Raw genomic sequence first — 10,257 nt, forward strand, 5'->3', positions numbered from 1 at the left:
TCAGTTCACATCGGGAATCCGGCAGATTGAAAAACGATACTTACCGGAGGGTTCCGGCAAAATTTTATCCACTTTGTTCAGAGTAACTGATGTATCCGGGAATATTACCATGAAATATTGGACCAGCGCTGCCTGAACAGAATCGTTGAAATCCCTGCCCGGCACGATATTCAAGATCATATCATCAAGAGAATTCTGGATAATCTGCATCTGGTCTATTCCGGCCATATCAGTCAACGTGTTTTCGATCAAAGAAATTCCCGCAACTCTCTCCCCTTTTTTATTGATAAGAAAATCAGCCACCCGGCCGGTTACTCTCCCCATTAACGGCAATCCACGACCACAGGAGCACATTGTATCCATCGGCACGCCAACATCTTCTATTTTATATCGAATAAACGGCATGGCAAAATTCATGAGATCCGTGACAACAATATTGCCATTTTCACCTGGTTGGGCAGTTGTCCCGTCATCCTTGATGAATTCTATCACAAGATGCTCGATGTTCATATGCATACCATTATGTTTTTCACACTCACAGCCAATTAAACTCACTTCTTCACAACCATAACGGTCAGTGACTCTGCATGAAAACACTTCTTCTATCAATTTTCTTTCGTGAGGGAGCAACATCATAGAGGTGGATAATATCCCTTTCGGTTTAATTTGACTGCAACCAATCTGCCGTACGTATTGGGCTAAAATAAAAATAGAATGGGCATGGCCATACAGCAGGGTGGGTTGCACCTTCTCCCAAGTGCGCGCGAACTTTTGTACCGAATCAGGAGAAACAGCCATCGTGTCCAGATAAATGTATGGCTGAAGAAAATTCTGAAATATTTTCTCTTTTAACGTCACAGGCAATTTGGGGTTTCCCCAAGCAGCACCAATAGGTTCTCCCGGTTCCCAGCCAGTCCAGCGATCCGAGCGACGGGCACAGGCGTTGCGTAATTCACTGCACTCTTCCGTGAGATAAATATCCAGAGCTTTACCGGTTGAACCACCGGTCTTAAAATGAAGAAGTGATTCCTTCTGATAGCCTGCGGAGATCATCGAGTCACAATTTTCTCGAATCTCTTTTTTGGTCAGAATTGGGATTTTTGCGATATCGGCTGGTGTGGTTAATGAACCGGGGCTCAACCCAGCATTCTGGAAACGAGAACGATAGAAGGTGTTTTTCTCCCAAAGAAAGGCGTAGAGCTTTTGTAACCGTTGCCATTGAATATCCTGCAATTCACGCAAGGATAAATATTGAGTTTTCTCCAGTTCTTTCCAGTAAGAAAGCCTGGGGCTCTTGTTTTTTCGATAATAGATAGGCTCAGAAACTGCTTTTCTAATGAAGTTACGAATCACCCTGCCCCCTTTTTTACTCTATTTCCAAAATGATCAGTTATCTTTGCAGGGAATTTCTTTGCGTAATTTCATTTACTCACTCCCACGTATATCTTGCCGTATGTCACGTGCTCTTTCATAAATCGCTTCATGTGCAGCTACACATTGATTCCATCCGAAACGGACAGCTACAGTTTCTCGAGCTGCAACTGCCAACTTTCGCCGCAAAGGAATATTCTCAACCAATTTTAGCAGACCACAAACCAACGCATCGACATTATCTGGAGGAACCAATAAACCTGTTTGCCCTTCTGTAACTGCCTCGATATTGCCACCCACACGCGTTGCTATGGTAGCACAGCCACAACTCATGTACTCCAGCAAAGCATTACTGAAACCTTCAGAATCCGAACAAAGAACGCCAACCTGCAGTTTACCGAGATAGTCAGTCACCTTTTCAATGTTTCCTGTAAAAATCACCCGGTCGGCAAGACCTTCATTTCGGGCAAGCTCTTCATATTCCGCACGATATTGACCATCACCCAGCACATGCCAGGTAATCTGTGGATATTTTTGACTTACCTGGCCGGCGGCGCGCAGAAACAAATCCGTGCGTTTAACCCGGCGGTTCAGGTTGCCTACGATGCCCACATGCAAAGTGGGGCCATCATGGTCAATCCAATGCAAGTTGTCCAGATCAATCCCGTTGTAAATTACCTGAATAGTATCTTTGTTCAAACCGTCGTGCAAGGCGAAATGATCACGTACAATTGCTGCATTGGCGAGAAAACCTGTCATCATCGAATAGACCCGACGCAGCAGTAATTCCTGTCCTCGAGTACGCCAAAACCCCAGGTCGCGAAAGCATGCCAGCCTCACTGGTGTGCCGGCAAGACGAGCCGCAACACCACCAAACAGCGTAGCGTCCTGAAAAAATGTTTGCACGACTGCAAAACCTTCGGATTGTAATAATCTGGAAAGGTTCCAGGCTGCGGTCACCCCATTGGGGCTCAGGAGTCGTGGTACTTTATAAACCAGGTGGGGGCAATCATCCGGCAGCAACTCAGGGTCGACATCGCGGAGGGTACAGAGGTACGGGGCAAAACGTCGACGATCCAGCCTGTCAATGAGTCCAGTCAGTTGTAATTCTGTTCCACCACGGGCCAGAGTGTCAATAACGTAGAGGACCTTCAATGATTCGGACAACATCAATTTTCCTGACAATTCATTTAAACTCTAGACATCGATTGCATCCGACTCACATGAAGGTATATAAGGTTTTACTGTGCAAAACAACTGTAAGTGATCAATTCTGTAAAGAATTAAGTTTCTTCTCTAATGCTTCCAGCTCAAATTTTATTTTCTGGAGTGTGGCATCCTTACTCCAGTTAGTACTGAAGAATATCTTCTTTCCAGAGGGTGATATATTTGCCTTTTCTATAAGCTGCGGAGAAAATTGCTCCCAGCTTGATATTTTTGTGCTTTCTGCAAGAATTTGGTTAAACAGCGGATCACTCATCATATTCCGTACCTTTTGCCATCCATAGAAAGGGATTCGCGTTAGCTTTCCTCTCACAAAAATGACCGGTTTCCCAAGATACCAAAAAGGTGTGCAGACAGAGCTCGAACTGCCCAATATACATCTGCTGGACGCTGTTACAGCCAATAATTCTTCTTGTGTTTCAACGTAGCGCAAATTACTTCGCTGCTCGATAATATCAAGACACTCTTTCTTCTGGTTTTCAGGTAAGGAGGGATGCATTGTTATATATGCCACAAGAGATGAAGGCATCCTTCGCATGATTTCCAGCATGTTACCGTATTCGCCCCAGGTCCCATAATAACTTACCGAAATAAGAATTTGATCCGGAATCACCTCGGCAATTGGCATTTCAAACAAGGTGGTATAACCAATTTCTTTAATTTTGGCGGGATCGACACCTTCCCTGATCATTCGGTCCCGCTGGCTTACCCCGGAAGAGAAAATCAGATCAAAATCACGGTTCAGTGACTCAACCCTCTCTGGATTCAAACTCGGTTTAAAGCTCAAACCATGCTCGATAAAAATCTGTTTTCCCTCAATATGTTTATGGATAAACGGAAACCAATTGCTGAAAAACCAGACAGTATCTTTGCCATCAAGCGCCAGAATATTCCTGTCAAATTCAGTTGATCGCAATTCGACAAAGGAATCACAGATGTGCCCGCCAAGAGTTCTATGATAGAACTTGTGATGAATGTGATGATGAGGATATCCTAAAAAATAAACATATTTCATAGTTCAACTTTTTTTATCGGTAAACAGACCTACCGATTTACTACGCAGACGGTTTGTGAAATACTGTGGGTGAAAAATTACTCCTATCAATATCCATTTCAAGGCATAAAAATAGTTATTCCAGTACAGATGACGCCTTGCAAATGCCTCCGACCAATACCCCAAAATGTCATTCTTGCTTCTGACAATCTCTCTATCATCAATCGATGATAAAAACTTTTTAGTCACCTTAAACTTGTTCTGAATTCGAGGCTCCAGCGCAGAGCCAGTTGTTATACTTTCGGAGTGTTTTCGTCTCAAGACGACAACGTCTTCAACAGAATAGAAGGGATATTTCCGAAATAACCTGAAGATAAGATCATCGTCTTCAACCGTCTTCAACGACTCATCAAATACACCGACATCGTCGAGCATCTCCCTGCTCATGATGAGACTACTCAGCCCGCATACCGCACATACGTACGGGATTTTCAATAAATAAGTAAGGGCTTCGGCTTTTGTGTCATACTCTTTAAAACGTGGATTTATCTCCATCATTTCAGGTTCATCATTTCTACATTCAAGTCCTTGAATTCTGCCGGAAACAAGGGTATTCGGTAGTCTTTTGAGATAAGCTACCTGTTTTTCAAGTTTTTCCGGTAACCAGAGATCATCCGCATCTAAAAAAGCAATCCACCTCCCTGTAGCCATCTTGATTCCGGTATTTCTCGCTGGGCCAGGCCCCATATTTTCTTGCCGCAGCAAACGGATATTTTTAAACTCATCGAGATATTTTTGCATCGGCCCTGCTATATCGTCTTTCGAACCATCATCGACTATGATAATTTCATAATTGGTGAAAGACTGCTGTAAAACCGATTCAACAGCCTCTCGTAAATAAAGGGCGTTGTTGTAAACAGGTATTATAACTGAGACGGACGGGTTACTCTTTGGAATCATTTTTCATTTTACCAAGGTTTATATTCCAAAAACAAACATTCCAAATAGGGCCAGTTATAGTGAAATATTAAGTAGATGCCCTAGTATTTCCATACTGGAGCACAATCATTTACAGGACAAACACCTCGATAAAACATATCATATCCCCAACATCTGTCGATATCAGGAAGATTCCTTTTACACTGGAAGATTGCGAATTGAAATATCCTCTGCCATTATTCGATGTATCATATAGCGAGTGGCCTCATTTTTTTCAAAACCATAAGTGATGGCGGGCGTCTCTTCTGATCCTATCTTTCATATGATAATCAGGACTCAAACCGGAAGCGCAATTCTTCGAATGTGTCGGCACAATATATCAGAAGTCCCCAAATGAAAACAACAAGGCCCGCCATTTCAAGACTTTCTTCAAGCGTTGAAATCGTGCTGTACGTCAAAGTTTGATTGCCACCCTGCAACACAAGGTAGCGACCTCCGATCATTTCGAAGCCGATGGCTCCACCAATGTACATGGTACCGGCTATCAAGAATCTGATTCTCGTTTTTGCAGGGAGATGCAACAAGAATCTAATGAAGATGATGCCCAATAAGCATACAATTGCCAGGCCCGGAATAACCCAGGAATAAAAAAAGAAGCCCCCTAGAGTATTGTTGCCCAACAACGCATGTACCGGATTGCCCAGTTTCTCATGCACCTGAAACGCTTCGTCGTACGCCATGAAGAAAAATCCGATTGAAAGAATAGCCCATTTCGACACATGAGGATTCCTCTGCTTCCAATTAAGTAAGGTGATGAACGTCAGAAGTAAAGATGCGAGCAGTAATAGCAACATGGAGAAAAAAGTTGGGATGTTTCGCTCCGAATTAAGATTAAAAAGAGGGACAAGTCCCTTAACGGTACTATGCCCAAACACGAATGTTGATACTTGTCCCATAATACTGGCGATAACCAAAAGACAAATCACCAATCCCAGCATACGAGCAATGGCAGACGGATTCAAGGATATTTGGTTCATTGCGATTCTCTCTATGATCTAATCTTTGTTGGAGTAGTACAATAAGTGCAACAGATTGAAGTTAGAAATCTGGACTTCTCTTTTTCTTACACATAGACGCAGCCGATCAACCGCTCTAATTCTTCTACCCAGTCATGTAAAACAGGCTCAACAGCGGCCCCTTCTTATCATAATTCCAAGTAAATGGCTCGCATAACACTGATATATCAATTCAATTCATCTCGAAATATTACATCATCCATTTTCCTGTTAAAATAATTCACAGAATAACATTCTTCAACTTTTATTCGTGATCTCTTCACCACCTCCAGATAAAAATCACGGTTCTGAAGTTTTCTATACTGCCTGATAAAGCTTTTGGAGTCGTGAAAAATTAAAATCTCCTTTCCGTTCGTGAAATCAAGTCCTTCCGCACCCTTTTCTGTTGACATAACCGGGCGATTCAGCAATGCTGATTCAAGGATTTTAATTCGCGTTCCGGACCCCTGAAGAAGAGGCACGATAACAACGGAACATTGTCTATAATATGGGACAACCTCAGGAACATCTGCATATATGTCAATATCTTTGTCCTGTGCAATTTCTTGGAGTAATTTTCCTGGCTTACGCCCAACAATCGATAATCTTGCCCCGGGAAATTGCGCTTTAAACTCAGGAAATATTTCTTTAACAAACCATAGAATACCCTCACAATTAGGTAGGTAATTGAGGGCTCCGACAAACAAGAGACTATGGGGGGCGACAAGTTCACTTAGTGCAAAATTTCCGTCACTGCCCACCCCACTTATAACATTAGGCACTACAAACCTGTTATCTCGTTTCTTTCCAGCCACCAGGTTTAAATCGCCCTCGGAACAAAACAATACTGTGCCAAATCGATCGCAACACTTTGCTTCATAGGCCACAAGGTTCTTGAAATCCAGTCGCTTTTTAAATTCATATCTTGTCGAAACAGCATACATTTCTTCATATATTGAACCTGACAAGACGTCATCAAAGTCTAAACAAATCTCGCTGCGTATGGCTAAAGGTAAGGAAATCAAATATTGTGCAAAAACACTGTATCTAACAAAAATAAGGTCATAGTTTTCCTTATATATGAGTCTCAACAAACGCTTCTTAAAACTAGCAGAATATTTTGAGAGTATACACCAAGGCAATCTCAATATAAAAAAATATAAATTACGGAGGAGTTCATTCATATTTTCCCCAAGCGGAACACAGATGCACTTGTGAAAAATATTGCTATCTGCAATCTCAGGTTCTTCAATCTGCGAATAAACCAAATCTACTTCTGCAAATTGCTTAAAATATCGAACAAAATGCATTGTACGTTGTCGAGAGCCATTCTTCTCTGGAAGAGGGTACGAAGAACTAATGACCAGTATCTTTTTCATTTATGAGAAATTAATGTAGTTGGTAGCTAGTTGTCTGTCCATAAATCATGAATTTTTGAGAGAGCAGCACGATCCTAATTCAGTAAGTTTGCCGAAACAATTGATGCCAAGACATAGCTCCTGAATCTATTCCCATGGTAGTAAATGACAGATCATGTTCGGCTTTCTGGATGGTCATCCCATTCAGTCCTAATTCTTGCAATATTCAGTTGTCCAATTAAAAGCAGGTCGAACAACTCCGGGTATGTCGCCGGCATAGTCCCCTCTAGCTGAATCACCGTCTAACGAATCAACCACTTGAAATGCAACTGCATCTTTTGCAACAAATTGCAGAATATCTGGTTCAAGCGTAATCAAATTTGCATTTACAAAAACAGTACACTCTGTGAAAAAATTTCCTGGAATTAAAACCTTACTTTTATATATCCCTTTCGGCCTTTTTTTCTTTCGCCATGTTCCATCTCGATCAACGGTGACAAAAAGGCGCACTCCAGCTTCATTAAAACAAGTGAAATGAGGTAACAAAATGTAACCAGGACTGGTCACTTCAAATTCCATTTCCAGAGTGACTGAATTTCTTATATCAGTAGCTTCCAAAACTTCGCCTCTTTCATCAAGGGCACGTACACTTAATAATCTGGCCACTTCTCCACTTGGTTGTTTTTCGCTTTCTTTGTAGACATGGCATCCCATGGTGATGTCACCAGCAGTCATATACGATCCTACTACCTTATGAGCCGCTGCATCCTGAACAATTTGTCCATCTTGAAGCAGAATCACTCGACTACACAGTCTCGTTATTGCGGCCATTTGGTGCGACACAAAAATTATCGTTCTGCCACGCTTACCAACATCATCCATCTTCTCAAGACACTTTTTTTGAAAACGAGAATCACCTACAGCCAACACCTCATCGATAAACAATATTTCCGGTTCTAGATGAGCTGCTACTGCAAAAGCTAACCGCACATACATACCGCTGGAATAGTGCTTTACAGGAGTGTCAATAAATTTCTCCACCCCGGAAAAATCTACAATTTCATCAAATTTCGACTTTATTTCAGTTTTAGACATCCCAAGAATTGCCCCGCTTAAGAACACATTGTCACGGCCTGTAAGTTCTGGATGAAATCCAGTACCTACTTCTAACAATGATCCGACGCGCCCATATATATCCGCGTATCCACGCGTCGGCTCGGTGATGCCAGTTAACACCTTAAGCAAAGTGCTCTTCCCCGACCCATTGTGTCCGATGAGGCCAACAACCTCTCCAGGTTTCACATCAAAGGATATCTCACGCAAGGCCCAGAAATCCTGATCAAGTCCTGCGGCGGCGGAGGCATGCCCGCTCATCAATTTACCTGCTTTAACAAAAGGTGCCTTAATCGTCCTCGCAAGATATTCACCGAAATTCTCATTTTTTGCAGCAATTGCACCGATTAAAAATTTTTTTGACAACTCATTTACACTTATTGATAAATTACTCATAGTAAGCTCACACCACATCTGCAAAAGTTTTTTCCATCCTACGAAAATAAAAGACACCACCTGTCAATAACACAGCGATTACGAGCAGAGAGAGACTAGCACTTGGCCCAGGACTTGAACCAACTCCGAGCAGAGCCCAGCGAAACCCATCAACAACTCCAACCATAGGATTCAATGAATACAAAAGCTGCCAGCGTTCAGCCAAGAGACTTGTCGGGTAAACAACAGGAGTCATAAACATCCAGAGTTGCACAATGAATGGTACCAAGAAACGAACGTCACGAAATTGCACATTCAGTGCTGAAAGTATGAGCCCAATACCAAAAGAGGCGCTGACAGCGGCAAGAATAAATAAAGGTAACCACAAAATATTCACGGTGGGTGTTAATCCGTAATAAAACATCATGCCTATAAGAATGATAAAGGCTAAAAAAAAGTCAACAAGACCAGACACAATTGTAGAAAGAGGAAGAAATATCCGTGGTAAATATACTTTCTTCAGTAACTGTGCGTTACCAACAAGACTATTGGCTGATTTAGTGACCCCGTTAGCAAACAAGAGCCAGGGCAACATCGCACTATAAACAAACAAAGGATATGGAATGCCATCAGAAGGCATTTTGGCTAGCTTGCCGAAAAATATTGAAAAAACAACCATAGTAAAAAAGGGTTGCATGACCGCCCAGGCCATTCCAAAAATGGTTTGCCTATAGCGAACTTTAATCTCCTTCCATGTCAGAAAATACAATATGTCTTTAAATAAAAAAATTTCTCTAAAATCAATAGACACCCATCCTTTTCTTGCTTGGAGCCGACGTTTGAGCATCTTACCTGCAGTTAGAGAGCCAAGGTTTTCGACATTGTTTTTTCCTGTTATATTCATCTAATTTTCTTTCATTCAGTTGTTCTTTTAACTACTTATTACGCAACCCATCGAGTTCATCTTCCCACAGGAATGCGTTGCCAACCTGGATAGATACACTTTGTCTAAAGAGAAAGTGGGGGACTCCATTGTATCCTTTATTTACTCCATTGTTGAACGAATTTGATAAGAAGCTTTCAAGATAAACACTTTAATTTTTTTGATAAAACTCAGTTTTTGAAAATGTTTTTGATGAATTCTCTTTGATCGTATTTGCGCTTCACCTTTTTGCTGGTCAAGTACTGTTTTGGTACCCTCCAGTAATCGATAATTACCAAAAATTTCATCAACATATTTGGTGTTTGCTGCAACTGAAGCCTTTAGAATAAAGTCCAGATCCATTGCAAAATGATTATTTATATCATACAAGCCTATTATATCATGCAATGATTTGTGGTAGAAATATGCAGAAGGATTTACCGGGTGCGGATTAATTTTCCAACCAAGCAATAACTCCGTAATATCCAGCTTGGATGGTTTATTAATATACTTTAAGTCACCTTGCGCGTCCCATACGTTACAGTTACCTACAAGCCAGGCAGGCGAAGTCAAATTCTTGAATAGAATATTTACCCGATTAAACACATCAGGTTCATAGTAATCATCAACATTCAGTATAGCTAACACCTCACCATTTGCCATAGCAATACCTTTGTTCATAGCATCTGACTGGCCTTTATCTGGCTCAGAGAGCCATTTTATGTGTGAATAAATACCTGCATATTGCTTAACGATACTCACTGTTGAGTCCTGTGAATTACCATCAACTATGATATGTTCTACATTTTCATAATGTTGATCAATAACAGTTTTCAAACAGTTTTCTATATGAACTCCACCATTGTACACTGGAGTAATTACACTGATCATGTTTTTCTTCATAGT

The 10,257-nt window shown here is 41.4% G+C and carries 9 protein-coding genes; all 9 read right to left on the reverse strand.

Annotated features, from left to right (window positions below):
* Positions 1–1,353: a phenylacetate--CoA ligase family protein gene (locus tag ACYQ8U_RS19350; protein ID WP_459947209.1), complete on the reverse strand. Its 1,353-nt coding sequence runs from the start codon at positions 1,351–1,353 to the stop codon at positions 1–3.
* Positions 1,354–1,425: 72 nt separating this feature from the next.
* Positions 1,426–2,541: a glycosyltransferase gene (locus ACYQ8U_RS19355; RefSeq protein ID WP_459947210.1), complete on the reverse strand. Its 1,116-nt coding sequence runs from the start codon at positions 2,539–2,541 to the stop codon at positions 1,426–1,428.
* A 97-nt stretch (positions 2,542–2,638) separates the two neighbouring features.
* The gene (locus ACYQ8U_RS19360) at positions 2,639–3,610 is read right to left on the reverse strand and encodes a hypothetical protein (protein ID WP_459947211.1); all 972 of its coding nucleotides are present in this window, start codon (positions 3,608–3,610) and stop codon (positions 2,639–2,641) included.
* 3 nt (positions 3,611–3,613) lie between these two features.
* Positions 3,614–4,549 carry a glycosyltransferase family 2 protein gene (locus ACYQ8U_RS19365; RefSeq protein ID WP_459947212.1) on the reverse strand — a complete coding sequence of 312 codons (936 nt, stop codon included), beginning with the start codon at positions 4,547–4,549 and terminating at the stop codon, positions 3,614–3,616.
* Positions 4,550–4,857: 308 nt separating this feature from the next.
* A complete protein-coding gene (locus tag ACYQ8U_RS19370; RefSeq protein WP_459947213.1) occupies positions 4,858–5,565 on the reverse strand; it encodes a multidrug transporter in 708 nt (235 codons plus the stop codon).
* Positions 5,566–5,771: 206 nt separating this feature from the next.
* On the reverse strand, positions 5,772–6,893 hold the full coding sequence (locus tag ACYQ8U_RS19375; protein WP_459947214.1) for a glycosyltransferase: 1,122 nt from the start codon (positions 6,891–6,893) through the stop codon (positions 5,772–5,774).
* A gap of 258 nt (positions 6,894–7,151) precedes the next feature.
* Positions 7,152–8,450 (reverse strand): ABC transporter ATP-binding protein, encoded by a 1,299-nt coding sequence (locus ACYQ8U_RS19380; protein ID WP_459947215.1) that lies wholly within the window; start codon positions 8,448–8,450, stop codon positions 7,152–7,154.
* A gap of 7 nt (positions 8,451–8,457) precedes the next feature.
* Positions 8,458–9,333: an ABC transporter permease gene (locus ACYQ8U_RS19385; RefSeq protein ID WP_459947216.1), complete on the reverse strand. Its 876-nt coding sequence runs from the start codon at positions 9,331–9,333 to the stop codon at positions 8,458–8,460.
* 141 nt (positions 9,334–9,474) lie between these two features.
* Positions 9,475–10,257: glycosyltransferase family 2 protein (locus ACYQ8U_RS19390; protein ID WP_459947217.1), on the reverse strand; the 783-nt coding region annotated here is incomplete at its 5' end.

The organism is Desulfocastanea catecholica, from assembly GCF_054657295.1.